Here is a 25304-nt window from a genome sequence, read left to right as displayed (position 1 = left end):
CTTCGCATGAAACGGGCCACGGGGCGCAGGGCGTTGGGGGGCTCACCCGGCCGGACGGCGGGCGTACGGGAGGTCAGCCGACGGCGCGCAGGAGCTGCTCGGCGACCTGGACGAGGCCCGAGACCTCGCCGGTGGCCGCGTGGGCCTCGCCGGATCCGGCGAGGAGCAGCAGCAGGAGCCCGAAGGCGAGGGCGGGCAGGGCCAGTGCCCACCAGTGCAGCCGGGTACCGGCGGCGGTGGTGGCGCGGGCCCGGGGGCCGGACGGGCCCGGCGGGAGGGGCCTGAGGTGCGTGGGGGCCGACATGGCCGCCTCCGTGGGTGTGGACCGGACTGACTCGCTGCCTACGAATCTATGGATCCGGGGCAGTGGTTCCCATCCGGGGCACACCCCACTTCACCCTGAGCCTGGCCCCCTAGGGGTGGTGGGGTTAGCCCCACCTTCCCCCAGGGTCCGCGCTCACGGGGAGGCGATCGTGGCGATGACGGAGATGATCACGGTGACGGCGAGGAACGCGCCGAGCACGAGGCCGAGCTTCTTGCGGCCGTCCTGCGGGTTCGGTTCAAGTACGGGCGACATGCCGGTCAGTCTCCCATGCCGCATTCGTCCTCGATCGTGCGGTCCCGTCCGGCGAGGACGCCCAGCGCGATCTGTGGCACGAGGAGCGCGGCCATCAGGGCGAGCGGCAGGTCCCAGCCGCCGCTGTGCTGGTAGAGGGCGCCGATGAGGAGAGGGCCGGGGATGGAGATGAGGTAGCCGGTGCTCTGGGCGAAGGCGGAGAGCTTGACCACGCCGGCCGGGGACTTGGCACGCATCCCGATGAGGGTGATGACGAGGGGGAAGGCGCAGTTGGAGACGCCGAGCAGGAGCGCCCAGGCCCAGGCGCCCGCGGCGGGGGCGAAGGAGAGCCCGAGGTAGCCGGTGAGGCCGAAGAGGCCGAGGGCGACGGCGATGGCGCCCTGGTTCTTCATCCGGGCGGCGAGGCCGGGGATGACGAAGGCGAGCGGGACGCCCATGACCATGGTGACGGCGAGGAGCAGTCCGGCGGTGGAGGCGGAGACCCCAGCGTCGCGGAAGATCTGCGGGAGCCAGCCCATGGTGATGTACGCGCCGGTGGCCTGGAGGCCGAAGTAGCAGGCCAGGGTCCAGGCGGTGCGGCTGCGGGCGACCCGCGGGCCGGTCCCGGCCGCGAGCGGGCCGGCGGCGGTCGCGGCCCGGTCGGCGCGCCGGGAGGCGCGGGCGACGGGCAGCCAGGGCAGTACGGCGACCAGGGCGAGCACGGCCCAGATCAGCAGGCCGGTGCGCCAGCTGCCGCCGAGGGCGCCGGTCAGCGGGACGGTCGCGGCGGCGGCGAGCGAGGTGCCGGCGGCCAGGGACATGGAGTACAGGCCGGTCATGGTGCCGACCCTGTCCGGGAAGTAGCGCTTGACGATCACCGGGAGCAGCACGTTGGTCAGGGCTATGCCGGCCAGCGAGAGGGCGCTGGCGGCGAGGAAGCCGACGGCGCCGGTCGCGAAGGGGCGGATGAGCAGCCCGGTGGCGACCGCGGCCATGCCGGCGCAGACGACGGCGGCCGGGCCGAAGCGGCGGGAGAGCCGGGGCGCGGTGACGCCGAAGACGGCGAAGCAGAGGGCGGGGACCGAGGTGATCATTCCGGCGACGGTGCCGCTCATGCCGAGACCCGTGCGGGTCTCCTCGAAGAGGGCGCCGAGGCTGGTGATGGCGGGCCGCAGGTTGAGGGCGGCCAGCACGATTCCGACGATGAGCACCGGACCGAGCCAGGCCGGCTGCGCCGTCGCCTGCGGGGTGGCGGCGGTGGTGCGGGATACGCCGGCCCCGGCCGCGCCGGCGGCCGGCCAGGAGGGCGGGGCGGTCTCCGCGGACCGGTCGAGCGTCTTCATGTCTTCGTCGGGCATTCAACCATCATAGAATCATGGGATGATTGGTTGTCCAATCGCCCGTGAAGCCGTTCCTGAGAGGAACCCATGCCGCTGACCTCGCCCCGGCGCTCCGCGCTCGTCGATCAGGTGATCGCCCAGCTGCGGAACCAGATCACTTCCGGCGAGTGGCCGGTCGGCGCCCGCATCCCGACCGAGCCGGAGCTGGTCGAGCTGCTCGGCGTCGCCCGCAACACGGTGCGCGAGGCCGTGCGGGCGCTGGCGCACAACGGCCTCCTCGACATCCGGCAGGGCTCGGGGACGTACGTCATCGCCACCAGCGAGCTGGCCGGCGTGATGCACCGCCGCTTCGCGGGGGCGGATCCGCGGCACATCGCCGAGCTGCGTTCGACGCTGGAGTCCTCGGCGGCCCGGCTGGCGGCGGAGCGGCGTACGGAGCGGGACCTCGTACAGCTGGACGCCCTGCTGGCGCGCCGCGAGGAGGCCTGGGCGGGCGGGGACGCGGAGGTCTTCGTGTCGGCGGACGTGAGTCTGCACATGGCGGTGGTGACCGCCTCGCACAACGACGTGCTGATCGAGCTGTACGCGGACCTCGGCGACCTGGTGGCCGACTGGCTGCGGGCGGACGTGGGCACCGAGCTGCGCCCGTCCGCGCATTTGGACCACGCCCGGCTGATCGAGGCGATCCGGCGGGGCGACGGGGACGCGGCGGCCTCGGAGGCCGCGGGCTACCCCTTCGCCTGCCTCGGCAGGAACGCGGAGGCCGGTCCGCTCACGGACGGCGGTGGCTGACCCAGGCCGAGCGGACCTCTTTCCAGCAGCGGCCGACGAGCTCGGTGCGGCCGGCCGGGCCGACGGCCACGGCGACGCCGTCGCCGTCCACGTCCCACCAGCGGTCGCACTCGACGTGCAGCCGTACGAGGTCGGTCTCCGGGTAGGCGTTGTGGCAGTACGCCGACACCTGCGAGCCGTGGATCACGGTGTCGCAGTCGGCGCCGAAGAGCTCGCTCCGGGTGGGCCGCGCGGGCTGTACGGGGGGCTCGGCGGGGATGTCGGAGAGCTCCACGACGGCCGGGGCCACCGCGTCGGGGCCGGGTGCGGACTCCTCCCCCACGGGCTGCGCGGCGGCTCCGGGGACCAGGAGACCGGTCAGGATCACGGACGTGACCAGCACGGATACTGCTCGGCTCGGTCTCGCGCGCACCCCTACCTCCTCCCCGCACGAGCCGGGAAAATCCCGGCTCGGTCAGTTTGCAGGTATCTGTCCAGGTTTTCGACTCGGGAAGATCCGGTCGGCAGGTGAACATGCGAGCGAGCGTGCCGCCTCGGAACGCGGAACGGCGACGGCCGCGCCTCCCGGAAGGGAAGCGCGGCCGTCGCCGTACGGACGCGGGGGACCGATCGGGATCAGGCACCCATCGCGTGCAGGCCGCCGTCCACGTGGACGATCTCGCCGGTGGTCTTCGGGAACCAGTCCGACAGCAGGGCCACGACGCCCTTGCCCGTCGGCTCCGGGTCGCTCATGTCCCAGTCCAGCATGGAGCGGGTGTTCCAGACCTCCGCCAGCTCGCCGAAGCCCGGGATGGACTTCGCAGCCATGGAGCCGATCGGACCGGCCGAGACCAGGTTGCAGCGGATGTTCTCCTTGCCCAGGTCGCGGGCGAGGTAGCGGCTGGTGGCCTCCAGGGCCGCCTTGGCCGGGCCCATCCAGTCGTACTGCGGCCAGGCGAACTGCGCGTCGAAGGTGAGGCCGACGATGGCCGCGCCCTCCGCCGGGAACAGCGGCTTGCAGGCCATGGCCAGCGACTTCAGCGAGAACGCCGAGACGTGCATGGCGGTGGCCACCGACTCGAACGGGGTGTTCAGGAAGTTGCCGCCGAGGGCGTCCTGCGGCGCGAAGCCGATGGAGTGGACGACACCGTCGAGACCACCGAGCTCGTCGCGGACGAGGCCCTCCAGGCGCGCCAGGTGCTCGTCGTTGGTGACGTCGAGCTCGATCACCTTGACCGGCTTCGGCAGCTTCTTCGCGATGCGCTCGGTCAGCGACGGACGCGGCCACGCGGTGAGGATGACCTCGGCGCCCTGCTCCTGGGCCAGCCGGGCCGTGTGGAAGGCGATGGAGGACTCCATCAGCACACCCGTGATGAGGATGCGCTTGCCCTCGAGAATTCCGCTCATGGTGATCAGTGACCCATGCCCAATCCGCCGTCAACGGGAATGACGGCTCCGGTGATGTACGCGGCGTCGTCGGACGCCAGGAAGCTCACGGCTGCCGCGATCTCCTCGGGCTGTGCGTAACGGCCCAGGGGCACCTGGCCGACGATGCCCGCGCGCTGCTCGTCGGTGAGCACCTTCGTCATGTCGGTGTCCACGAAACCGGGGGCGACGACGTTGAAGGTGATGTTGCGGGAGCCCAGCTCGCGGGCGAGGGAGCGGGCGAAGCCCACCAGCGCGGCCTTGGAGGCGGCGTAGTTGGCCTGGCCCGCCGAGCCCAGGAGCCCGACGACCGAGGAGATCAGGACGACGCGGCCCTTCTTGGCACGGAGCATGCCACGGTTCGCGCGCTTGACCACCCGGAACGTGCCGGTGAGGTTGGTGTCGAGGACGGAGGTGAAGTCCTCCTCGGACATGCGCATCAGCAGCGTGTCCTTGGTGATGCCGGCGTTGGCCACGAGCACCTCGACCGCGCCGTGCGCGTCCTCGATCTCCTTGTAGGCCTGCTCCACCTGCTCGGAGTCGGTGATGTCGCACCGCACCGCCAGGACACCGATCGAGGTGAGCGCCTCCGGCGGCTCACCCGACCGGTACGTGATCGCGACCTTGTCGCCGGCCTCCGCGAAGGCTCGGGCGATGGCGAGGCCGATGCCCCGGTTTCCTCCGGTGACGAGAACCGAGCGGCTCAACGGATCACCCTTTCGCTAGCGGTCTTGAATACCAAAAACCTATAGGTCGCATCGCTCGTACGGAGAATCGACCCCCGACAGGGCCTTGCGACCGGCTCTGTCGAATCCCTACAGAAAGATGTAGGCACAAGGGCCCCGATCGCGACATGATCGGGGCGACCGGCTCCGACCACGGGAGGACTTCCGTGCCCCATTCCATCGACGCGGCCTTCACCGCGCTGCCCCTGCGGGCGCTCGCCGACGCGGCGCTCGCCCGGGCCCGCGCGCTGGGCGCCGAGCATGCCGACTTCCGGCTGGAGCGGATCCGCAGCGCCTCCTGGCGCCTGCGGGACGCCAAGCCCTCCGGCGGGTCCGACACCACCGATCTCGGGTACGCGGTCCGGGTGGTGCACGGGGGCAGCTGGGGGTTCGCCTCCGGCGTGGACCTGACCATGGACGCGGCCGCCAAGGTGGCCTCGCAGGCCGTGGCCATGGCGAAGCTGTCCGCCCAGGTGATCAAGGCCGCGGGTTCGGACGAGCGGGTGGAACTCGCCGACGAGCCGGTGCACGCCGACCGGACGTGGATCTCCGCGTACGACGTGAACCCGTTCGAGGTGCCGGACGCGGAGAAGGCGGCGCTGCTCGCCGACTGGAGCGCGCGCCTGCTGGCGGCCGACGGGGTGGCCCACGTGGACGCCTCGCTGCTCGCCGTCCACGAGAACAAGTTCTACGCCGACACCGCCGGCACCTCGACCACGCAGCAGCGGGTCCGGGTCCACCCGCAGCTCACCGCGGTCGCCGTGAACGCCGCGACCGGCGAGTTCGACTCGATGCGCACGATCGCCCCGCCCGCGGGCCGCGGCTGGGAGTACCTGACCGGCACCGGCTGGGACTGGGACTCCGAGCTGGAGCAGATCCCCGGTCTGCTCGCCGAGAAGATGCGGGCGCCGAGCGTCGAGGCCGGGCGCTACGACCTGGTGGTGGACCCGTCCAACCTGTGGCTCACCATCCACGAGTCCATCGGCCACGCCACCGAGCTGGACCGGGCGCTGGGTTACGAGGCGGCGTACGCGGGGACCTCCTTCGCCACCTTCGACCAGCTGGGCAAGCTCCGGTACGGCTCCCCGATCATGAACGTGACGGGTGACCGGACCGCCGAGCACGGGCTGGCCACCATCGGCTTCGACGACGAGGGCGTCGAGGCGCAGAGCTGGGACCTGGTCAAGGACGGCACCCTGGTCGGCTACCAGCTGGACCGGCGGATCTCGAAGCTGACCGGCCTCGGGCGCTCCAACGGCTGCGCCTATGCCGACTCCCCCGGGCACGTGCCCGTCCAGCGGATGGCGAACGTCTCCCTCCAGCCGGATCCGGGCGGCCTCTCGACCGAGGACCTGATCGGCGGGGTGGAGCGCGGGATCTACGTGGTCGGCGACCGCTCCTGGTCGATCGACATGCAGCGCTACAACTTCCAATTCACGCAACAGCGGGCATACCGGATCGAGAACGGCAAACTGGCCGGGCAGCTGCGCGATGTCGCGTACCAGGCGACGACCACCGACTTCTGGGGCTCGATGGAGAAGGTCGGCGGCCCGCAGACCTACGTCCTGGGCGGCGCCTTCAACTGCGGCAAGGCCCAGCCGGGCCAGGTGGCGGCGGTCTCGCACGGCTGCCCGTCCGCGCTGTTCCGCGACGTGAACATCCTGAACACCACGCAGGAGGCCGGGCGATGAGCTCGTCGATTCGCATCACCAAGCCCCACGAGGTCGTCGAGCGGGCGCTGGAGCTGTCCACCGCCGACGGCTGCGTCGTCATCGCCGACGAGGGGTCGAGCGCCAATCTGCGCTGGGCGGGCAACGCCCTGACGACGAACGGCGTGACCCGCGGCCGGACCCTGACGGTCATCGCCACGGTCGACGGCAAGGAGGGCACGGCCTCGGGGGTCGTCTCGCGCTCCGCCGTGACCGCGGACGACCTGGAGCCGCTGGTCCGGGCCGCCGAGGCGGCCGCCCGCGGGGCGGGCCCGGCCGAGGACGCCCAGCAGCTGATCACCGGCACCCCGGCCTCGCCGGACTTCACCGACGCCCCGGCCGAGACGAGCTCGGCGGTCTTCGCCGACTTCGCCCCCGCCCTCGGCGAGGCCTTCGCCCGGGCCCGCGAGGGCGGCCGGGAGCTGTACGGCTTCGCCAACCACGAGCTGGTCTCCACGTACGTGGGCACCTCGACGGGCCTGCGGCTGCGCCACGACCAGCCGAACGGCACCCTGGAGCTCAACGCGAAGTCCCCGGACCGGCAGCGCTCCGCCTGGGCGGGCCGCTCCACCCGGGACTTCAAGGACGTGGACCCGACCGTGCTGGACGCGGAGCTCGCCGTGCGCCTCGGCTGGGCGGAGCGGAGGATCGACCTGCCCGCGGGCCGGTACGAGACCCTGCTGCCGCCGACCGCCGTGGCCGACCTGCTGATCTACCAGATGTGGTCGGCGGCGGCCCGGGACGCGGTGGAGGGCCGTACGGTCTTCTCCAAGCCCGGCGGCGGCACCCGGCTCGGCGAGAAGCTGTCCGGGCTCCCCCTCTCCCTGCGCAGCGACCCGAACGCGCCGGGCCTGGAGTCCGCGCCGTTCGTGATCGCGCACAGCTCCGGCGACGACGCCTCGGTGTTCGACAACGGTCTGCCGGTCCCGGCGACCGAGTGGATCGCGGACGGCCACCTGAACCGGCTGAGCACGACCCGGCACACGGCGGGCCTGACCGGGATGCAGCTCTCCCCCGGCTTCGGGAACCTGATCCTGGACGCGGGCGGCGAGAAGTCGCTGGAGGAGATGGTCGCGTCCACCGAGCGGGGTCTGCTGCTGACCTGCCTCTGGTACATCCGCGAGGTCGACCCGGCGACGCTGCTGCTCACGGGCCTGACCCGGGACGGCGTCTACCTGGTGGAGAACGGGCAGGTGGTCGGCGAGGTCAACAACTTCCGGTTCAACGAGTCCCCCGTGGACCTGCTGTCGCGGGCCTCGGAGGCCGGCCGGACCGAGAAGACCCTGCCGCGCGAGTGGAGCGACTGGTTCACGCGTGCCGCGATGCCGGCGCTGCGTATCCCGGACTTCAACATGAGTTCGGTGAGCAAGGGCGTCTGACCACCTAGAATGTGCGGGTAGACCCCTCATCCGCATCCCTACTCACTCCATCTCTCAAGGAGAGTCACGACCGTGACTGACATCGTCGACGAACTGAAGTGGCGCGGGCTCTTCGCCCAGTCCACCGACGAAGAAGCGCTGCGCAAGGCCTTCGCGGACGGTCCGGTCACCTTCTATTGCGGCTTCGACCCGACCGCGGCCTCGCTGCACGTGGGGCACCTGGTCCAGGTGCTCACCGTGCGCCGGCTCCAGCAGGCCGGCAACCGGCCGCTGGCGCTGGTCGGCGGGGCCACGGGGCAGATCGGCGACCCGCGACCGACGGCCGAGCGGACCCTGAACGACCCGGAGACCGTGGCGAACTGGGTGACCCGGCTGCGCACCCAGATCGAGCCGTTCCTGTCCTTCGAGGGCGAGAACGCGGCGCTCATGGTGAACAACCTGGACTGGACGGCGGGCCTGTCCGCCATCGAGTTCCTGCGGGACATCGGCAAGCACTTCCGCGTCAACAAGATGCTGACGAAGGACTCGGTCGCCAAGCGGCTCGACTCCGACCAGGGCATCAGCTACACCGAGTTCAGCTACCAGCTGCTCCAGGGCATGGACTTCCTGGAGCTGTACCGGCGCTACGGCTGCGTGCTCCAGCAGGGCGGCTCCGACCAGTGGGGCAACCTGACGGCCGGGCTCGACCTGATCCACCGGGTCGAGCCGGGCGCGGTCGTGCACGCGCTGGCCACCCCGCTGATGGTCAAGGCGGACGGCACCAAGTTCGGCAAGTCCGAGAGCGGGGCCGTGTGGCTCGACCCGGAGATGACCACGCCGTACGCGTTCTACCAGTTCTGGCTGAATGTGGACGACCGGGACATCTCCACCTACATGCGGATCCTGTCCTTCAAGTCCCGTGAGGAACTGGAGGCGCTGGAGGCGCAGACCGCCGAGCGGCCGCAGGCGCGCGCCGCCCAGCGGGCGCTGGCCGAGGAGCTGACCACGCTCGTGCACGGCGCCGACCAGTGCGCCGCCGTGATCGCCGCGTCGAAGGCACTGTTCGGTCAGGGCGACCTGGTGGAGCTGGACGAGGCCACGCTGGCCGCGGCCCTGTCCGAGCTGCCGCACGCCAAGGTGTCGGAGCTCGGCCTCGTGGTGGACCTGCTCGCGGAGACCGGACTGGTCGCGAGCAAGTCGGCCGGCCGCCGGACCGTGAAGGAGGGCGGCGCCTACGTGAACAACGCGAAGGTCGCCGCCGAGGACGCGGTCCCCGCCAAGGAGGACCTGCTGCACGGGCGCTGGCTGGTGCTGCGCCGGGGCAAGAAGAACCTGGCCGCGGTGGAGGTCACCGGCGCCTGACGCGTCGTAGGACGCGGCAGACCCGTACGGCACCCGGCGGAGGGGCCGGTTCGGACTTCACGGTCCGGGCCGGCCCCTCCGTCATGTGCCGCGGGTCCCGCGGAGCCGCTCAGGTCATCTGGCGGCTGCCGCCGCGCATCGCCTTGTAGGCCATCTCGCCGAGGAACACGAACAGCACCGCTCCCGCGAGCTGCAGCAGGTGCCGGGTCCAGTCGATGCCCCGGGTGTCGGCGACCCCGATCCAGCCCGCGACGGCGTTGCCGAGGACGCTGCCGATGATGCCCATCAGCGTGGTCAGCCAGAGGGGCTGGTGCTGTTTGCCCGGCAGGATGGCCTTGGCTATGAGCCCCAGCACGAAACCGACGATGATCGCCCACAACCAAGACATGTCGAGCCTCCTCCTGGCGCGTTGTGCGCACGTGGGGCCAGTCTCGACCCGTCCGGCGTACCACGCATTCCGGACAGCTCCGTACGGGGTCCCCCCTCTCCTCCCGCCGCGGGGGCGGGCGTACCGTGGAGGGGTCCGGGCCGGGAGTGCCCGGTGGGCGAACGGGCGGTGGAGCGTGGAGCGGACGAAGCGGCAGAAGCGGAACGGGGCCGAGGTCTTCCGGATCACTGGTGCGCGGATGGGTCTCGACGAGGACGTGCGGGGCCGCCAGCGCCGGTACGTGATCTCCATGGGAATCAGGACCCTGTCGGTCATCGCGACCGTGCTGTTGTGGAACGTGCAGCGCCCGGTGGCGATCGTGACGCTCGTGGCGGGCGCCCTGCTCCCCTACGTCGCCGTGGTCATCGCCAACGCGGGGCGGGAGTCGACGCCGTCGCTGCCTTCGCACTTCCTGCCGGCCCCGGTGCGGCCGGCGCTCGACGCGGGAAACCTCAAGAAAACCTCAGATCAATCATGAAGTTCCGGTGCACTCCACCGGGTCCTGCGTGACATACTGCTCACGCGCTCCGCATCCCCCGTCGGAGCGACGGACCGACGCCGGGCAGCTCCCCCCGTGGCTGCTCGGCGTCGCCATTCCGTTCTAATGTGGGGCCGTGACTTCCTCCAACGCCTCCGGCTCCGGCTCCGAAGAACTCCCCACCTGCTCCGCCAAGGGCTGCCGCGACGCGGCCGTCTGGGTCCTGGCGTGGAACAACCCGACGCTGCACACGCCGGAGCGGCGCAAGACCTGGCTGGCGTGCGAGGAGCACCGCGAACACCTCTCCCAGTTCCTGGGGGTCCGCGGTTTCCTCAAGGACGTCGTGAAGCTCGACGAGTGGGTGCAGCCGGAGGGCTCGGAGCGCCTGCGCTGACCCCGGTCAGCCGCCGATCGCCGACATCGGGCGGTCGGGCTGCAGGAAGGACGGGTCGTCGAGACCGGACCCGGCCTTCTTGCCCCACATCGCGACCTTCCACAGCCGGGCGATCTCCTCGTCCGGGGCGCCCGAGCGCAGGGCCGCGCGCAGGTCCGACTCCTCCGTCGCGAACAGGCACGTACGCACCTGGCCGTCGGCCGTGAGCCGGGTACGGTCGCATGCGCCGCAGAACGGGCGGGTGACCGAGGCGATGACACCGACGGTGGCCGGGCCGCCGTCGACCAGCCAGCGCTCGGCCGGGGCGGAGCCGCGCTCGACGGCGCCTTCCTCGGTGAGCGTGAAGCGGGTGCGCAGGGACTCCAGGATGTCCCCGGCAGTGATCATGCCGTCGCGCTTCCAGCCGTGCTGGGCGTCGAGCGGCATCTGCTCGATGAAGCGGAGCTCGTACTCGTTCTCCACGGCCCAGGCCAGCAGGTCGGGGGCCTCGTCGTCGTTGAGGCCGGGCATGAGCACGGCGTTGACCTTGACGGGAGTGAGGCCGGCCTCGCGGGCCGCGGCCATGCCCTCGATGACGTCCTTGTGCCGGTCGCGGCGGGTGAGGGTCTTGAAGACCTCGGGCCGCAGGGTGTCCAGGGACACGTTCACCCGGTCCAGCCCGGCGGCCTTCAGGGCCTGCGCGGTGCGCCGCAGACCTATGCCGTTGGTGGTCAGCGACATCTTGGGGCGGGGCTCCAGGGCCGCGCACCGCTCGACGATCCCCACCAGGCCGGGCCGCAGCAGCGGCTCGCCGCCGGTGAACCGGACCTCGGTGATGCCGAGCCGGGTGACCGCGATACGGATCAGCCGGACGATCTCGTCGTCACTGAGCAGGTCCGACTTGCCGAGCCACTGCAGCCCTTCTTCGGGCATGCAGTAGGTGCAGCGCAGATTGCAGCGGTCGGTCAGTGAGACGCGCAGGTCAGTGGCCACGCGGCCGTAGGTGTCGAGAAGCACTGTGGGCCCCCTCCCCTGTCCGGAAGTAGAGGTACGCGCGGACATTGGATCTACTTCACGCGTTCTATTTCGAGACTACGTGACGGCTGTGTCATCCAGAGGTGCCCAAATGAACGAGACGTGACGTGGCCGCGTCGTAGGGACCTACCACGCGGCCACGCTGGGTGTTCGGATGGTGTCAGTGCGCCCCGGTTCCGGTGAGGGAGCGTACCTCCAGCTCGGCGAACTTGCGGGGGTCGGCCTCCTCCTTGGAGAGGACCGTTCCCAGCCAGCCCAGCAGGAAGCCGAGGGGGATGGAGATGATCCCCGGGTTCTCCAGCGGGAACCAGAAGAAGTCGGCGTCCTTGAACATGGACGTGGGCTTCCCCGACACGACCGGGGAGAACAGCACCAGGCCGACCGCCGAGACCAGTCCGCCGTAGATGGACCAGAGCGCGCCCCGGGTGGTGAAGCGCTTCCAGAACAGGCTGTAGAGGATCGTCGGCAGGTTCGCGGAGGCCGCGACCGCGAAGGCGAGCGCGACGAGGCCGGCCACGTTCAGGTCGCGGGCCAGCGCGCCCAGGCCGATGGCGACGGCTCCGATGACCACGGTGGACCAGCGGGCCGCGCGCATCTCCTCCTTCTCGGTGGCCTTGCCCTTGCGGATCACGTTCACGTACAGGTCGTGCGCGAAGGACGAGGAGGAGGCGAGGGTGAGGCCCGCGACGACGGCCAGGATGGTGGCGAAGGCGACCGCGGAGATCACGGCGAGCAGGATGGCCCCGCCGGTGGAGTCCGGGCCACCGCCGACGGCCTGGGCGAGCAGCGGCGCGGCGGTGTTGCCGGCCTTGTTGGAGGCGATGATGTCGGCCCGCTTGAGCAGCGCCGCGGCGCCGAAGCCGAGGGCGATCGTCATCAGGTAGAAGCCGCCGATGATGCCGGTGGCCCAGAGGACGGACTTGCGGGCGGCCTGCGCGGTGGGCACCGTGTAGAAGCGGATCAGGATGTGCGGCAGGCCGGCGGTCCCGAGGACGAGGGCCAGGCCGAGCGAGATGAAGTCCAGCTTGGTGGTCGGGTCCTTGCCGTACTTGAGGCCGGGCTCGAGGAACTTCGCCCCCTGTCCGCTGTTCTCGGCGGCCTTGCCGAGCAAGTCGGAGATGTTGAAGTTGAACTTCACCAGGACCAGGAGGGTGATCAGCAGGGCGCCCGCGATCAGCAGCACCGCCTTGATCATCTGGACCCAGGTGGTGCCCTTCATGCCGCCGATCGTCACGTAGACGATCATCAGTACGCCGACCAGCGCGACGACGGCCACCTTGCCGCCGTCGCTGGTGATCCCCAGGAGCAGCGAGACGAGCACGCCGGCGCCGGCCATCTGGGCGAGCAGGTAGAAGATCGAGACCACGATGGTGGAGGTGCCGGCGGCGGTCCGGACGGGCCGCTGGCGCATCCGGTACGCGAGGACGTCGCCCATCGTGTAGCGGCCGGAGTTGCGCAGGGGCTCGGCGACGAGCAGCAGGGCCACCAGCCAGGCGACGAGGAAGCCGATGGAGTAGAGGAAGCCGTCGTAGCCGAAGAGGGCGATGGCTCCGGCGATGCCGAGGAAGGACGCGGCCGACATGTAGTCGCCGGAGATGGCGAGGCCGTTCTGGAAGCCGGTGAACTGGCGGCCGCCCGCGTAGAAGTCGGCGGCTCCCTTCGTCTGGCGGCCGGCCCAGACGGTGATGATCAGGGTGGCGACGACGAACAGCCCGAACAGGGTGATGATCAGCGGGCGGTGCTCGGAGGCGCCCGCCGCGAGCGTCGTCAGGTGCCGCGTGCCGCTCATTCGGCGGCCTCCATCCGCGCCTTGATGGCCTCGGCCTTGGGGTCGAGCTTCGCGGCCGCGTGCCGCGCGTAGAGCCAGGCGATCAGGAAGGTCGTCGCGAACTGGGCGAGGCCGAGCACGAGGGCGACGTTGATGTTGCCGAAGAGCTTGGTCCCCATGAAGCCGCCCGCGTAGTTGGACAGCAGGACGTAGAGCAGGTACCAGGCGATGAAGGCCACGGTGAGCGGGAAGGCGAAGGAGCGGTAGGAGCGGCGCAGTTCGGTGAACTCCGCGCTGTACTGGACGCTCGTGTAGTCATCGGCCGTGGGGGCCGCCGGTGGCGTTCCCGCGCTGCCCGGCGGCGGCGCTGCTTCGGTGGTCACGGGGGGCTCTCCTTGTGACGCGGGTGCGGTGGGGACGACGGACAAAACAACCTCCGTGTGGGGGGACCGGTGGTGCCGATCCCCCCTGTCAACGGCACGGACGGCGCGTCGGGACGGTTCAACACCCGTTGATTCCTCGGGAACCGGTTCGTCGTACGCCACGGTGAAGGCGGCGAAGAAGGCCGTCGAGCGGCCGGCGGAACGGCGGTGACGGCCGGTGAGCAGACCGGGTCGCCCTCGCACGTTCCCAGAGCGCGGACCGCGCCGTGCGGCTGCGGGCCCGGCGCGGCCCGTTCGTGTCGGTCGGTGCCACCCGGACGGCCCCGACGCCGCCGGCAGGGGCGGCGGCGGCGGCAGGGGCGGCGGCAGGACAGGAGGGTCGGGAGCCGTGGATGCCCCGCCGGCGGGCATGACAAAAGGACGGGCCGGCCGGGGATCACCCGGCCGGCCCGTCCTCTCGTTCGTCCGCTGTGCGGCCTGCGGGCCTACCGCAGGCCGGTTGCGGCAGGTCAGGGCTTGATCATGACCTTGAGTGCGCTGCGGTCGTCCATCGCCCGGTAGCCGTCCGGGACCTCGTCCAGGGAGACGGCGCGGTCGAAGACCGGCGCCGGGTCGATCGCGCCGCTGAGCACGTCCTCCAGCAGCTCCGGGATGTAGGCGCGGACCGGTGCCACACCGCCGCGCAGCGTGATGTTGCGGTCGAACATGACGCCGAGGTCGAGGCCGGTGCCGCTCCCGTGCGGGACGCCGACGTAGCCGATGGCCCCGCCGTCGCGGGTGATGTTCACGGCGGTGCGCATGGACTGCTCCGTGCCGACCGCCTCGATGACCGCCTGCGCGCCCCGGCCGCCGAGGAGCTCGCGCACGGCCGCCTCGGCGGCCTCGCCGCGCTCGGCGACGACATCGGTGGCCCCGAAGAGCTTGGCGATGTCCGTGCGCACGGCGTGGCGGCCCAGGGCGATGATCCGCTCGGCGCCCAGGCGCTTGGCGGCGAGGACGCCGCACAGGCCGACCGCGCCGTCGCCGACGACGGCGACCGTGGAGCCCGGGCGCACGCCCGCGCCGAGGGCCGCGTGGTGGCCGGTGCCCATGACGTCGGACAGCGCGAGCAGACCGGTCAGCAGGTGGTCGTCGGAGGCGGCCTCGGCGGGCAGCTTGACCAGGGTGCCGTCGGCGTGCGGAACGCGGACGGCCTCGCCCTGGCCCCCGTCGTGGCCGACCGAGCCCCAGAATCCGCCGTGGTCGCAGGAGGTGAACAGGCCCTCCTTGCAGTACTCACAGGTGCCGTCCGACCACATGAAGGGCGCGACGACGAGGTCGCCGGCGCTCAGGCCGGACACGGCGGAGCCGGTCTCCTCGACGATGCCCAGGAACTCGTGGCCGATGCGCTGGCCGGGCTGCCGCGCGGCCTCGCCGCGGTAGGCCCACAGGTCGCTGCCGCAGATACAGGCACGCAGGACGCGGACGACGGCGTCCTCGGGGCGCTGGATCGCAGCGTCGGGCACCTCCTCCACGCGGATGTCGTGCGGGGCGTGGATGACGGTGGCTCGCATGGTGGTGCAGTCCTCCGGATCGGGATCGTTCAGTCTTGTACGACTGTGGAACCGTCCTACCGTACGCCTGCTTCCCGGGAGGGCGTACCAGTGGCCAGCAGGTACTGGGCGGCCAGGTAGGTGGCCATGATCCAGAAGTCAGGGCGGGGCAGCTGGGGCCATTCCGCGACGCCGGTGGCGATGAGGGTGTCGGAGAGCAGGAACAGCGCGCCGCCGGCCCCGGCGCGCAGCCCGAGGGCGCTGGAGCGGAACGCCATGGCGGTGAGCAGCAGGCTGTAGCCGGCCACGGGGATCCGCAGGTCGGCCGGCAGATCGGACCACAGCAGGGCGACGGTCCCGAGGAGGGCGAGCAGGTACGCGCCCCCGACCAGCGGGTTCGCGGGCCGCTTGCCGAAGAGGACGAGGTAGCAGACGTGCCCGGCGGCGAAGGAGCCCATGCCCACGAGGAAGGCGGGCTCGGCGTCGAAGAGCAGGGCCAGGTCTCCGCCCCAGCCGAACAGCAGGGCGGCGATCAGCAGGCGGGGCGCGCCGCGGGTGGCCATGTGGGTCACGAGCAGCGGCATCAGCAGCGGCTTGGCGATGACGTGCCCGAGGTGCCAGCCGGCGAGCAGGGAGCCGAGGTCGACGGCGGCGGCCACGGCGAAGGCCAGGAGGGCGAGGCGGCCGAGGCGCGACCGGCCGACGGGCGTCCGGTCCGCGGCCCAGGCGGGGGCGGGCCGGCCCGGGGACTCGGCGGTGCTGTCGGCGGTGCTCACGCGGTGGTCTCCTGCACGGACGGCCGGGTCTCGGCGGCGGCCGCGTCCGCGGTGGGGGCCGTGGCCGCGGCGGGCGCGGGCTGCCAGCCGGGGCCGCGGAAGACGTGTCCGGCCCGCTGGCGCCAGTTCCCGGCGGCGCGTACGTCGCGGGCGATGGCGGCGTACTCGTGGGTGGCCACGCGCAGCGGGTTGTGGGTGGCGATGTTCTTGGTGAGCCCGTAGACGGGCTTGTCCGTCTCCCCCACCCAGGAGCCGAACATCCGGTCCCAGACGATCAGGATGCCGCCGAAGTTGCGGTCCAGGTAGCCGCCCTGCGAGGCGTGGTGGACGCGGTGGTGGGAGGGCGTGTTGAAGACGTACTCGTAGGGCCGCGGCAGCTTCCCGATGCGCTCGGTGTGGACCCAGAACTGGTAGAGGAGGTTGAGTCCGTAGCAGAACGGGATCGCCGCCGGGTGCACGCCGAGGGCCACCATCGGCAGGTAGAACCACCAGGTGGTGGCGCTGGTCCAGGGCTGGCGCAGGGCGGTGGTGAGGTTGAACCGCTTGCTGCTGTGGTGAACCACGTGGCAGGCCCACAGGATGCGGATGACGTGGTGGAGGCGGTGCTGCCAGTAGTAGAGGAAGTCCTGGACGAGCAGCATCAGCAGGGCGGTCCACCACAGGAACGGCACGCGCAGCGGCGTCAGTTCGTAGACCGCGGTGAAGACGGCGACGACCGGGATCTTCCAGAGCAGGTCGAAGCCGATGCTGCCGAGCCCCATGGTGACGCTCGTGACGGCGTCCTTGGTGTCGTAGCCGGCGGCGTCCTCGTCGGGATGGAGCCGGTAGCTCACCACCTCGATGACGGTGAGCAGCACGAAGGCAGGTATGGACCACAGCACGACATCGGGCAGGTTCGGCATGTCCCGCACCATAGAGGCGCTCTCAGGGGTGCCGCTAGGGGTTGTTACCGATCGGTATCCATCGGGGTTACCAGCGGTTCGCGAGATGACCTACGGGCCGGGGCGAGGGCAGGGCACGAGGGAAGCCCCGGCCGGGCCGGGGCACGTCGCGATCGCCTTGTCCGGCGCCGCTTCACCGGCGCGGAGGGCATCCCGCCGGGGCGGCTCGTGTACGAGAACCGAGCCGCCCCGGCGGGAGCCGGTGTCACCAGACGCGGACCGAGCCGCCCTTGGCGAAGGCCGGGCTCGTGGCCTCCGGGGGCACGGCCGTCAGCGGTTGCGCTATCTCCGCGACCAGCGGGCCGTGCTTCGCCGCGACCGCGTCCAGCAGGGCCAGGTCGAAGCCGTACACGCGGGCCGCGTTGCCGCCGACCATCGCCGCGACCTCCTCGCGCGGGAGGCCCGCGTAGGCGATGCGGAGGCCTTCGCGGGAGAAGGGGGTGGTGCCCTCGTCGTGGGGGTAGTCGCTGCCCCACATGATCTTGTCGAGGCCGATCCGCTCCCGCAGCGGGACCTCGTGGGGGCGCATGAAGCTCGCTCCCACGAAACAGTTGTCCCGCCAGACCTCGCTCGGGCCCCGGCCCATCGACTCCGCCAGGCCCGCCCCGAACTTGGACTCGGCCGTGGCCGAGGCCGCGACCAGGCGGCCGTGGTAGTAGTCCAGCATCTCCAGCACGCCGGGGATCCACCCGGAGCCCTGCTCCGTGAGGACCAGCTTGAGCCCCGGGTGACGGCGGAAGGCCCCGCCGAAGACGAGGTGCCACAGGGCTCGGTGGGAGAACCAGGTCGTCTCCACCATGAAGACGGCCCGGGCCGCCGGTTCGTCGCCGAGCGGCGGTGAGGCCGAGCCGCCGTGGTGGTTGACCGGGACGTCCAGCTCGTCGCACACGGCCCAGATGGGGTCGTACACCGCCGAGTACAGCTCGGGGACGGTGGAGCCGGGCGGGACGCCCGGGAGCAGGATGCCGCCCGTCAGCCCGGCCGCCCGCACACGGCGGATCTCGCCCACCGCCGCGTCCACGTCGTTCAGCAGGATCTGCGCCACCCCCGCCCGCCGCCCCGGCGCGTCCGCGCAGAAGTCCGCCAGCCAGCGGTTGTGGGCCTGCAGCCCGGCCCAGCGCATCTCGTACTCGGCGGCCGTCGGCGGCTGGGCCATCAGGGAGGCCTTGGGGAAGAACGGCGGGATGGTGTTGGGGAAGACGACCTCGGCGACGATGCCGTCGGCCTCCAGCTCCGCGAGGCGCCGCGCGGAGTTCCAGTTGCGGTCGGCGGTGTCCGCGAGGAGGTCCTCGTACGGGTTCACGTAGGTGGCGGCCCATGCGTCGAAGTCGTCGTGGTGGCGCCTGGCCAGGTACGGCTTGTAGTCCAGCAGGTCGGCGCCCGCGTGGCAGTCCGCCGAGATCACCGTGTAGCGGTCCTCGGAGGTCACGGGTTCACCCCCAGCACCGGGAAGTCGTTGTCCGTGAGCCAGTGGCGGCCCACCTCCCGGGAACGGGCCCAGGAGGCCTCCACCGCCGCCTGGTCCGGGGACTGGCCGAGTTCCGCCGGGGTGGGGCCGATCCGGCGGGCGATCGGGGCCAGCTTCGCGGTGTCGAAGCCGAAGACGTCGGCCGCCGCGAGGCCGAGCATCCGGCGGGTCTCGGCGACCGGGATGTCGTGGAAGGTGTTCTTCAGCCAGGCCCGGGTGTTCGGCCAGGTGCCCTCGGGGTGCGGGAAGTCCGAGCCCCACAGGATGTTGTCCACGCCGATCTCGTACCGCTGCGCGAGCTCCCTGCGCTTGGTGTTCGTCGCGCAGATGAACACCTGGCGGTCCAGGTACTCGCTGGGCGGCCGCTTCAGCTCCTCGAACGGCGAGAGCTTCTTGCCGCCGTGCGCGCCGAGGTAGAGCCGGTCCATGAACCACAGCTGGTTCGGCAGCCACCAGCAGCCGGCCTCGGCGACGCCGAACTTCAGGCCGGGGTGGCGCTCGAAGACCCCTGACCAGAGCAGGAACCACAGCGGGCGGGCCGGCCACCAGGTGACCTCGGAGACGAAGATGCCCAGGTGGTCGCCGTACTCGTGGCGCGGCGAGGACCCGGAGTGGGTGACGATCGGCATCTGCGTCTCGGCGGCGGCCGCCCAGACGGGGTCGTAGCGGCGGTCGTGGTAGGGCGCCTTGTCCACCCACATCGCGGGGATCATCAGCGCGCCCAGCCCGGACTCCTTGGCCCGGTGTATCTCGGCGACCACCTTCTTCGGCTCGCCCGTGACGGGCAGCAGGGCGACTCCGCAGTGCCGCTCCGGGTTCTGCCCCACGAACTCCGCGAGCCAGCGGTTGTGCGCCTGCGCGCCCGCCATGCCGAGCTCGGGGTCCTGGTCGCCGGAGAGGCCCAGGCCGACGCCGAAGGGGGCGGCGGTCTGGCTGTCGACGGCGTCCGCGTCGGGGAAGACGACCTCGGCGGCCACCCCGTCGCCGTCGAGTTCCTTCAGGCGCTGCCCGGTGTCCCAGCCGCCCTTGAGGCCTTCCTCGTGGTCGTGGAACCACTTCTCGGCGAAGGCCTCGTTGCGGACGCCGAGGCGGGTGGCCTCGGCCCGGCGGGCGTCGCGTTCGCCGAGGAAGTCGTCGAACTGAGGGTGGAAACGGGAGTCCAGGTAGGGCCGGTACCGCTCGGTGGGCAGGCCCGCGTGACAGTCGGAGGAGATGATCAGGTACGGGTCTTCGGCCGGCTCTTCGGCCGGCCCTTCGTGCGTACTCACCACAGACGCCCCTCAGTCGAGGATGAAACTTTCCAGGTAGCCGGGATTGGTCCGGTCGAGCATCGACTGCGACCGGGCGCGGATCTGCCGGTCGCTGTGCTCGCCGGCCGGGAGCATCCAGAAGCGGTCGGCGCGGATGCCGTCGACGACGTGCTCGGCGACCTCCTCGACCGGGGTGAAGCGCACCTCGTGTCCGGCCTGCCTCATCGCCGCCTCGTACTGGTCGAGGCTGCGGTACGGGGCCTTGCGCGGCCGCTGCTTCGCGTACCGCTCGGGCCGGTTGCGGTGCGACTCCCACAGCCCGGTGCGCAGCATGTGCGGCCCGGGGAAGAGGACGGAGGCGCCGACGGCGGCGCCCTCCGCCTTGAGGTGGGCGTAGAGCGACTCGGTCATGGTGACGACGGCCGCCTTGGTGACGGCGTACACGGAGGCGGTGGGCAGGGGTGCGATGCCGCCGTCGCCGGAGGAGGTGTTGACGATGTGGCCGGGCCCGCCGGCGGCGATCATGCGGGGGACGAAGGCCTGGATGCCGTGGAAGACGCCCCACACGTTGACGGAGAAGGCCCACTTCCAGTCGTTGGGCTCGTGCTCCCACATCCGGCCCTCGGCGCCGGAGCCGACGCCCGCGTTGTTGCAGAGCACGTGCACGGCGCCGAAGGCCTCGTAGACGGCGTCGGCCAGCGCGATCACCGAGTCGCGGTCGCTGACGTCGACCACCCTGGCGAGCACCTGGGCGCCGTCCGCGGCGAGTTCACCGGCGGCCTTGCGCAGGGCGCCCTCCTCGACGTCCGCGAGGACCACCTTCAGCCCTTCGGCGGCGAAGCGGCGGGCCATGGCGAGGCCGATGCCGCCGGCGGCTCCGGTGACCACGGCCACCTGTCCGGGTTCGAGTCGCATGTCAGCCCCTCCCCCCTGACGAGCCCTCCGGGGCCGCGTCGAAGATCTGCAGGGGGTCGTCGTAGCGCTGGTGGATGTACGGGAGCAGGGCCTGGGCGCTGACCCGCTCCACGACCCGGCCCTTCTGGTCGGTGGTCTTCTCGCCGATGGTGATCTCCACGATCCGGCGGACGGGGAGGTCGGCGACCGGGTCGTACATCGACTCGCGCAGGACGATGTCGCCGGTGACGTGCTCCAGCTTGCGGACCTTCTCGTTGCGCGTGCAGTGCACGAGCACCGGGTCCACGTCGAAGCCCGAACCGTCGACGGCGGGCAGGAACTTGAAGTAGAAGTCGGTCTTCCGGGTGGGCTCGGGCAGCGGCAGCGCGCGGTCCACCGCCCCGCGCACCTCGACGAAGGCGATCCCGTGCCGGGCGAGAGCGGCCCGTACGACGAGCCCGTCGCGCTCCACGGTGACCTCGCCCAGCTTCTTCGGCTCGCCGAAGACCTCGCGGCCGCCGGTCAGGGCGCGTTCGAGGGTCATCGGCATGACCAGCGGGTACCAGCCCTCGGTCCCGCCGTGCCGGGCGGCGACGGCCACCGAGCCGGCGCCGAGCGGGTAGCCGGGCAGGTCCACCTTGCTGATGTTGGCCCGCACCAGGGGCCGGTCGGCCGGTTTGAGCGGCGGCGGCAGGACCGCCGCGACCACGTCGGGGTCGCTCTCCCAGACGGCCACGACACCGGTCGACCAGATGTCCGGGAGTCCGGAACTCTTCTCGCGCGACGCCGCGATCTCGGCCCCGGTCCGTGCTCCGTACCGTACGCGTGCCATGTCTCGCACCATCCCTCAGCTCGGGGGGAGTCGGTTCTGTAACACAGTTACACCGCCACCGATGAAGGGTAAAGACCCGCGCACGGACCAGAATTGACGATCCGACAGATTGGTGGTGGGCCGCCGTGGCCAGAACCGCGCTCACCCGCGACGAGGTGCTGGACGCCGCCGCGGCCCTGGTCATGCAGCACGGTCCGGCCGCGCTCACCATGCGCAAGCTCGCCGCCGAGCTGGGCACCGCCGTGACGTCCATCTACTGGCACGTCGGCAACCGCGAATCACTGCTCGACGCCCTCGTGCGGCGGACCGTGGAGGAGATGGGAGCCATCCGGCCCAGCGGCCGCGCCCCCGCCGACCGGATCCTGTCCGTGGCCCGCATCCTGCGCCGCGAGCTGCGCGAGCGGCCGCACCTGATCGCGATGGTCCACGAACGCGGGCTCACCGAGCGGATGTTCCTCCCCGCCCAGCAGGCACTCGTCCACGAGGTGCACGCCGCCGGGCTGCGCGGCGCCCGGGCGGCGGACGCGGTGCGCGCCGTCCAGTTCCAGGTCGTCGGGTACCTGCTCGTCGAGCGCAGCCGCGAACGCTCCCCCGCCCAGTCCCCGGCCGAGAGCGAGCTCTGGGACCCCGCCGCGGCCCCCCACGACCCGGCCCTCGCCCGCGCCCTGGCCCGCCCGGCGGACCCGGACCGGCTGTTCCTGCTGTCCGTACGGGCCCTGGTGCACACCCTGCTCGCGCCGGGCGCGGCACCGCCGCGATAGCCGGTCGCCGCCCTGGGCCGACGGCCGGGAAGCGCCGGTGCGGCCACGGGTGTCAGTCGGGGCCGATATCCTCTGTGACCATGCTCGACGACCGTACGACCGCAGAGACGACGTGGCCGACCGCGTACCCACAGGGGTACGCGGTCGTCGACGTGGAGACCACCGGGCTCGCTCGCGACGACCGGATAGTCTCCGCCGCCGTCTACCGGCTGGACGCCCAGGGCAATGTGGAGGACCACTGGTACACGCTGGTCAATCCGCGGCGGGACCCGGGACCGGTGTGGATCCACGGGCTGACGAGCGCGATGCTCTCCGACGCCCCGCTCTTCGAGGACATCGCCGCGGAGTTCGCCGACCGGCTCGCGGACCGGGTGCTGGTCGCGCACAACGCCATCTTCGACTGGCAGATGATCGCCCGGGAGTACGCGCGGGCCTCCGCGACGGCGCCGGTCCGTCAGCGGCTGTGCACCATCGCCCTGTCGAAGGAACTGAACCTGCCGCTGCCCAACCACAAGCTGGAGTCGCTCGCCGCGCACTTCGGCGTGGTCCAGCAGCGCGCCCACCACGCGCTCGACGACGCCCGGGTGCTCGCGGAGGCGTTCCGCCCCTCGCTGCACGCGGCCGCGGAGGGCGGTGTACGGCTCCCCCTGCTGGAATGCCGGCCGCTGACGGAGTGGTCGGACTCCCCCGTCACCCCGCGCGTCGGGTACCAGGCCTCCTACCGGGGCAGCAGCTGGCGGCCCTCGCGCAAGCGGCCGCCGTGCCCGCACCCGAACCCGGGGCGGTTCGAGGACGGCAAGCCGCTGAAGCAGGGCATGCGGATCGCCTTCTCCGGTGACACCTCGGTGGAGCGGGAGCTGCTGGAGGACCGTGCGGTCGAGGCGGGCCTGCACATCGCGACGAGTGTGTCGCGGCTCACCAGCCTCCTGGTGACCAACGACCCCGACTCGGCGACCTCCAAGACGGTCAAGGCGAAGAGCTTCGGCACTCCGGTCGTCGACGAGGCGGCCTTCACCCAGCTGCTGCGGGACGTGGCCCCGGCCGAGTCCTGAACGGCGGGGCCGTTGCGCCGGCCGGGTGCAGGCGCGGCGACTCACCCCGCCGGATCTTGTTCCGCTCCTTCCCCGTGCGCAGCATTCGGCCCATGGCACGTTGTGAGGTCTGCGGAAACGATTACGGCATGTCCTTCGAAGTCCACGCACAGGGTGCGGTGCATGTCTTCGATTGCTTCTCCTGCGCCATCCACCGCATGGCGCCCGTCTGCGAGCACTGCCGGGTCTCGATCATCGGCCAGGGCGTGGAGGTCGCGGGGCAGTGGTTCTGCGGGGCGCACTGCGCGCGGGCGGAGGGGAAGGTGGGCATCGTCGACCGCGTCTGACTCCCCCGCGTCGCGGCCCCGTCCCGACCCCGTCTCCACGCCCCCGCCCCGACACCCCATTCCGACACCCCGTCCCGACGCCTCGTTCCGACACCCCGTCCCGGACTCCATGACCCCGGACGGCCACCCGGCCGCCGGGGTCCTTCGCGCTGCGGGTACCGTCGTGGGCGTGTACCGCTTTGTGCTGACCCGGCAGTGGGTGTTCCTCACCCTGATGGCCCTCGCCCTCATCCCCGCGATGATCAAGCTCGGGTTCTGGCAGTACCACCGCCACGAGCACCGGGTCACGCAGAACCAGCTGATCGAGGCGAACCTGCGGGCGGAGCCGGTCCCCATGACCGCGATCACCTCCCCCGGACACCGGGTCCCCCGCGCGGACTTCTGGCGCGCGGTCACCGCGACCGGCACGTACGACTCCGCGCACGAGGTCGTCGTCCGGATGCGCACCGACAACGACGACAAGGTCGGCTTCCACGTCCTGACCCCGCTGGTCCTCGCCGACGGCCGGGTGGTCCTGGTCAACCGGGGCTGGGTACCGGGCGGCGACGACCCGCGCGCCTACCCGCCGGTGCCGGCCGCGCCCGCGGGCGAGGTCACGGTCACCGGCCGGCTGAAGGCCGACGAGACCAGCGGCGGCAGCGGCATCAAGGACCGCAAGGGCCTGCCGGACCGCCAGGTGATGCTGATCAACAGCGAGCAGCAGGCGGAGTACCTGGGCCGGACGGTGCTCGGCGGGTACCTGGAGCTGACGGCTCCCAAGCCGGCGGACGGCAGTCCGGAGACGATCGCCGACCCCGACCACGACTCGATCGGCCCCCACATGGCGTACGCCGTCCAGTGGTGGCTGTTCGCCGCCGCGGTTCCGGTGGGCTGGGTGGTCCTCGTACGGCGGGAGAAGCGCGAGCGTGAGGAAGAGGCCGCCCGGGCCGAAGCCTCCCGGCAGGAGCCGGCGACGGCGTAGCGTGTCGGCATGGATCTTGGACTGAAAGACCGTGTCTACATCGTCACCGGCGCCACGCGCGGCCTCGGCCTCGCCTCCGCCCGGGAACTGACCGCCGACGGCGCGAAGGTGCTCCTGACGGGCCGGGACGAGAAGCGGGCGGCCGACGCCGCCGCCGGGCTCGGCCCGAACGCGGCCGGTGCGGCGGCCGACAACTCCGACCCGGAGGCGGCCGCACGGCTCGTCGCCACGGCGCTGGAGCGCTTCGGCCGCCTCGACGGCATCCTCATCAGCGTGGGCGGCCCGGCGCCGGGCTTCGCCGCGGACAACACCGACGCGCAGTGGTCGGCGGCGTTCGAGTCGGTCTTCCTGGGCGCGGTCCGCCTGGCCCGGGCGGCGGCCGCCGAGCTGGGCGAGGGCGGGGTCATCGGCTTCGTCCTGTCGGGCTCGGTCCATGAGCCGATCCCCGGCCTGACCATCTCCAACGGCCTGCGCCCGGGCCTCGCGGGCTTCGCGAAGTCCCTCTCGCTGGAGCTCGGCCCGCGCGGGATCCGGGTGGTCGGCCTGCTTCCGGCCCGTATCGACACCGACCGGGTGCGCGAGCTCGACGCGCTGTCCGGTGACGCCGAGGCCGCGCGGGCGGGGAACGAGTCCCGTATCCCGCTGCGCCGGTACGGCGCCCCGGAGGAGTTCGGCCGTACGGCGGCCTTCCTGCTCTCCCCGGCGGCGTCGTACCTGACGGGCGTCATGCTCCCGGTCGACGGCGGCTCCCGGCACGGCTTCTGACCCGCCGGACACCGCCGGAGACCCCGGTCGCGGTCC

At 71.9% G+C, this 25304-nt stretch carries 28 protein-coding genes; 11 read left to right on the top strand and 17 right to left on the bottom strand.

Annotated elements, in window-relative coordinates; translation table 11 throughout:
- Positions 1-73 precede the first annotated feature (73 nt).
- From Sspor_RS31675 to Sspor_RS31670, 3 genes are all read right to left on the bottom strand, one after another.
- The gene (locus tag Sspor_RS31675) at positions 74-304 is read right to left on the bottom strand and encodes a hypothetical protein (protein WP_202202150.1); all 231 of its coding nucleotides are present in this window, start codon (positions 302-304) and stop codon (positions 74-76) included.
- A gap of 153 nt (positions 305-457) precedes the next feature.
- Entirely contained in the window at positions 458-577 is a 120-nt protein-coding gene (locus Sspor_RS41185; protein ID WP_252309064.1) for an SGM_5486 family transporter-associated protein, read from the bottom strand.
- Between the two features lie 5 nt (positions 578-582).
- The gene (locus Sspor_RS31670; protein WP_202202149.1) at positions 583-1914 is read right to left on the bottom strand and encodes a CynX/NimT family MFS transporter; all 1332 of its coding nucleotides are present in this window, start codon (positions 1912-1914) and stop codon (positions 583-585) included.
- Between the two features lie 69 nt (positions 1915-1983).
- Here Sspor_RS31670 and Sspor_RS31665 point away from each other — a divergent pair, with 69 nt between their 5' ends.
- The gene (locus tag Sspor_RS31665; RefSeq protein ID WP_202202148.1) at positions 1984-2688 is read left to right on the top strand and encodes a FadR/GntR family transcriptional regulator; all 705 of its coding nucleotides are present in this window, start codon (positions 1984-1986) and stop codon (positions 2686-2688) included.
- On the opposite strand, the gene Sspor_RS31660 is transcribed toward Sspor_RS31665, so the two are convergent.
- From Sspor_RS31660 to fabG, 3 genes are all read right to left on the bottom strand, one after another.
- Positions 2669-3070 (bottom strand): hypothetical protein, encoded by a 402-nt coding sequence (locus tag Sspor_RS31660; protein WP_202202147.1) that lies wholly within the window; start codon positions 3068-3070, stop codon positions 2669-2671. The genes Sspor_RS31665 and Sspor_RS31660 overlap by 20 nt on opposite strands.
- Positions 3071-3303: 233 nt before the next feature.
- The gene (fabI, locus tag Sspor_RS31655) at positions 3304-4074 is read right to left on the bottom strand and encodes an enoyl-ACP reductase FabI (RefSeq protein ID WP_030720134.1); all 771 of its coding nucleotides are present in this window, start codon (positions 4072-4074) and stop codon (positions 3304-3306) included.
- Positions 4075-4079: 5 nt separating this feature from the next.
- Positions 4080-4799: a 3-oxoacyl-[acyl-carrier-protein] reductase gene (fabG, locus tag Sspor_RS31650; RefSeq protein ID WP_202202146.1), complete on the bottom strand. Its 720-nt coding sequence runs from the start codon at positions 4797-4799 to the stop codon at positions 4080-4082.
- Between the two features lie 185 nt (positions 4800-4984).
- Here fabG and Sspor_RS31645 point away from each other — a divergent pair, with 185 nt between their 5' ends.
- The 3 genes from Sspor_RS31645 (at position 4985) to tyrS (ending at position 9246) form a co-directional block, all read left to right on the top strand.
- The gene (locus tag Sspor_RS31645) at positions 4985-6508 is read left to right on the top strand and encodes a TldD/PmbA family protein (RefSeq protein WP_202202145.1); all 1524 of its coding nucleotides are present in this window, start codon (positions 4985-4987) and stop codon (positions 6506-6508) included.
- Positions 6505-7905 (top strand): metallopeptidase TldD-related protein, encoded by a 1401-nt coding sequence (locus Sspor_RS31640; protein ID WP_202202144.1) that lies wholly within the window; start codon positions 6505-6507, stop codon positions 7903-7905. Before Sspor_RS31645 ends, Sspor_RS31640 begins: the two co-directional genes overlap by 4 nt.
- A 72-nt stretch (positions 7906-7977) precedes the next feature.
- Positions 7978-9246, top strand: a complete 1269-nt coding sequence (gene tyrS / locus Sspor_RS31635; protein ID WP_202202143.1) for a tyrosine--tRNA ligase — start codon at positions 7978-7980, stop codon at positions 9244-9246.
- Positions 9247-9355: 109 nt separating this feature from the next.
- On the opposite strand, the gene Sspor_RS31630 is transcribed toward tyrS, so the two are convergent.
- Complete coding sequence (locus tag Sspor_RS31630; RefSeq protein WP_150256852.1) at positions 9356-9634, bottom strand: GlsB/YeaQ/YmgE family stress response membrane protein; 279 nt, start codon at positions 9632-9634, stop codon at positions 9356-9358.
- Positions 9635-9872: 238 nt separating this feature from the next.
- Here Sspor_RS31630 and Sspor_RS40795 point away from each other — a divergent pair, with 238 nt between their 5' ends.
- On the top strand, positions 9873-10151 hold the full coding sequence (locus Sspor_RS40795; protein WP_237404117.1) for a DUF3099 domain-containing protein: 279 nt from the start codon (positions 9873-9875) through the stop codon (positions 10149-10151).
- Between the two features lie 136 nt (positions 10152-10287).
- Positions 10288-10545, top strand: a complete 258-nt coding sequence (locus tag Sspor_RS31620) for a hypothetical protein (RefSeq protein ID WP_202202141.1) — start codon at positions 10288-10290, stop codon at positions 10543-10545.
- Between the two features lie 6 nt (positions 10546-10551).
- On the opposite strand, the gene moaA is transcribed toward Sspor_RS31620, so the two are convergent.
- The 10 genes from moaA to Sspor_RS31570 form a co-directional block, all read right to left on the bottom strand.
- Positions 10552-11541, bottom strand: a complete 990-nt coding sequence (gene moaA / locus Sspor_RS31615) for a GTP 3',8-cyclase MoaA (RefSeq protein WP_237404116.1) — start codon at positions 11539-11541, stop codon at positions 10552-10554.
- 178 nt (positions 11542-11719) lie between these two features.
- Positions 11720-13348: a monocarboxylic acid transporter gene (locus Sspor_RS31610; protein WP_202202139.1), complete on the bottom strand. Its 1629-nt coding sequence runs from the start codon at positions 13346-13348 to the stop codon at positions 11720-11722.
- A complete protein-coding gene (locus Sspor_RS31605; protein ID WP_202202138.1) occupies positions 13345-13710 on the bottom strand; it encodes a DUF485 domain-containing protein in 366 nt (121 codons plus the stop codon). The genes Sspor_RS31610 and Sspor_RS31605 overlap by 4 nt, the downstream gene beginning before the upstream one ends.
- 509 nt (positions 13711-14219) lie before the next feature.
- Positions 14220-15263 carry a zinc-dependent alcohol dehydrogenase family protein gene (locus tag Sspor_RS31600; RefSeq protein WP_202202137.1) on the bottom strand — a complete coding sequence of 348 codons (1044 nt, stop codon included), beginning with the start codon at positions 15261-15263 and terminating at the stop codon, positions 14220-14222.
- A 56-nt stretch (positions 15264-15319) separates the two neighbouring features.
- A complete protein-coding gene (locus Sspor_RS31595) occupies positions 15320-16018 on the bottom strand; it encodes a lysoplasmalogenase (protein WP_202202136.1) in 699 nt (232 codons plus the stop codon).
- Entirely contained in the window at positions 16015-16920 is a 906-nt protein-coding gene (locus Sspor_RS31590; RefSeq protein WP_202202135.1) for a sterol desaturase family protein, read from the bottom strand. Before Sspor_RS31590 ends, Sspor_RS31595 begins: the two co-directional genes overlap by 4 nt.
- Before the next feature lie 244 nt (positions 16921-17164).
- Entirely contained in the window at positions 17165-18388 is a 1224-nt protein-coding gene (locus Sspor_RS31585; RefSeq protein ID WP_202202134.1) for an amidohydrolase family protein, read from the bottom strand.
- Entirely contained in the window at positions 18385-19695 is a 1311-nt protein-coding gene (locus Sspor_RS31580; protein WP_202202133.1) for an amidohydrolase family protein, read from the bottom strand. Before Sspor_RS31580 ends, Sspor_RS31585 begins: the two co-directional genes overlap by 4 nt.
- Positions 19696-19707: 12 nt before the next feature.
- A complete protein-coding gene (locus Sspor_RS31575) occupies positions 19708-20592 on the bottom strand; it encodes an SDR family NAD(P)-dependent oxidoreductase (RefSeq protein ID WP_202202132.1) in 885 nt (294 codons plus the stop codon).
- Between the two features lies 1 nt (position 20593).
- Positions 20594-21403 (bottom strand): acetoacetate decarboxylase family protein, encoded by an 810-nt coding sequence (locus tag Sspor_RS31570; RefSeq protein WP_202202131.1) that lies wholly within the window; start codon positions 21401-21403, stop codon positions 20594-20596.
- A 125-nt stretch (positions 21404-21528) separates the two neighbouring features.
- On the opposite strand from Sspor_RS31570, the gene Sspor_RS31565 reads away from it, so the two are divergent.
- From Sspor_RS31565 to Sspor_RS31545, 5 genes are all read left to right on the top strand, one after another.
- Entirely contained in the window at positions 21529-22164 is a 636-nt protein-coding gene (locus Sspor_RS31565) for a TetR/AcrR family transcriptional regulator (RefSeq protein ID WP_202202130.1), read from the top strand.
- Positions 22165-22238: 74 nt separating this feature from the next.
- Positions 22239-23216 carry a DEDDh family exonuclease gene (locus Sspor_RS31560; protein ID WP_202202129.1) on the top strand — a complete coding sequence of 326 codons (978 nt, stop codon included), beginning with the start codon at positions 22239-22241 and terminating at the stop codon, positions 23214-23216.
- Between the two features lie 92 nt (positions 23217-23308).
- Positions 23309-23542: a metallothionein gene (locus tag Sspor_RS31555; protein ID WP_030009585.1), complete on the top strand. Its 234-nt coding sequence runs from the start codon at positions 23309-23311 to the stop codon at positions 23540-23542.
- A gap of 169 nt (positions 23543-23711) precedes the next feature.
- Positions 23712-24503, top strand: coding sequence for an SURF1 family cytochrome oxidase biogenesis protein (locus Sspor_RS31550; protein WP_202202128.1), 792 nt, complete (start codon positions 23712-23714; stop codon positions 24501-24503).
- A gap of 9 nt (positions 24504-24512) precedes the next feature.
- The gene (locus Sspor_RS31545) at positions 24513-25268 is read left to right on the top strand and encodes an SDR family oxidoreductase (protein WP_202202127.1); all 756 of its coding nucleotides are present in this window, start codon (positions 24513-24515) and stop codon (positions 25266-25268) included.
- Positions 25269-25304: the final 36 nt, after the last annotated feature.

This window comes from Streptomyces spororaveus (genome assembly GCF_016755875.1).
GTDB classification, from domain to species: domain Bacteria; phylum Actinomycetota; class Actinomycetes; order Streptomycetales; family Streptomycetaceae; genus Streptomyces; species Streptomyces spororaveus.
The sequence above is the reverse complement of the archived record's forward strand: the minus strand, read 5'-3'. Positions and strand labels throughout refer to the sequence as shown.

Excerpts from the sequence above, each read along its gene's own strand:
- Sspor_RS31640 (WP_202202144.1), top strand. The coding sequence starts at position 6,505 with ATGAGCTCGTCGATTCGCATCACCAAGCCCCACGAGGTCGTCGAGCGG.
- Sspor_RS31600 (WP_202202137.1), bottom strand. The coding sequence starts at position 15,263 with ATGCGAGCCACCGTCATCCACGCCCCGCACGACATCCGCGTGGAGGAG.
- Sspor_RS31555 (WP_030009585.1), top strand. The coding sequence starts at position 23,309 with ATGGCACGTTGTGAGGTCTGCGGAAACGATTACGGCATGTCCTTCGAA.
- Sspor_RS31610 (WP_202202139.1), bottom strand. The coding sequence starts at position 13,348 with ATGAGCGGCACGCGGCACCTGACGACGCTCGCGGCGGGCGCCTCCGAG.
- Sspor_RS41185 (WP_252309064.1), bottom strand. The coding sequence starts at position 577 with ATGTCGCCCGTACTTGAACCGAACCCGCAGGACGGCCGCAAGAAGCTC.
- Sspor_RS31630 (WP_150256852.1), bottom strand. The coding sequence starts at position 9,634 with ATGTCTTGGTTGTGGGCGATCATCGTCGGTTTCGTGCTGGGGCTCATA.
- Sspor_RS31545 (WP_202202127.1), top strand. The coding sequence starts at position 24,513 with ATGGATCTTGGACTGAAAGACCGTGTCTACATCGTCACCGGCGCCACG.
- Sspor_RS31570 (WP_202202131.1), bottom strand. The coding sequence starts at position 21,403 with ATGGCACGCGTACGGTACGGAGCACGGACCGGGGCCGAGATCGCGGCG.
- Sspor_RS31665 (WP_202202148.1), top strand. The coding sequence starts at position 1,984 with ATGCCGCTGACCTCGCCCCGGCGCTCCGCGCTCGTCGATCAGGTGATC.
- Sspor_RS31590 (WP_202202135.1), bottom strand. The coding sequence starts at position 16,920 with ATGCCGAACCTGCCCGATGTCGTGCTGTGGTCCATACCTGCCTTCGTG.
- fabI (WP_030720134.1), bottom strand. The coding sequence starts at position 4,074 with ATGAGCGGAATTCTCGAGGGCAAGCGCATCCTCATCACGGGTGTGCTG.
- Sspor_RS31675 (WP_202202150.1), bottom strand. The coding sequence starts at position 304 with ATGTCGGCCCCCACGCACCTCAGGCCCCTCCCGCCGGGCCCGTCCGGC.
- Sspor_RS31670 (WP_202202149.1), bottom strand. The coding sequence starts at position 1,914 with ATGCCCGACGAAGACATGAAGACGCTCGACCGGTCCGCGGAGACCGCC.
- Sspor_RS40795 (WP_237404117.1), top strand. The coding sequence starts at position 9,873 with ATGGGTCTCGACGAGGACGTGCGGGGCCGCCAGCGCCGGTACGTGATC.
- Sspor_RS31575 (WP_202202132.1), bottom strand. The coding sequence starts at position 20,592 with ATGCGACTCGAACCCGGACAGGTGGCCGTGGTCACCGGAGCCGCCGGC.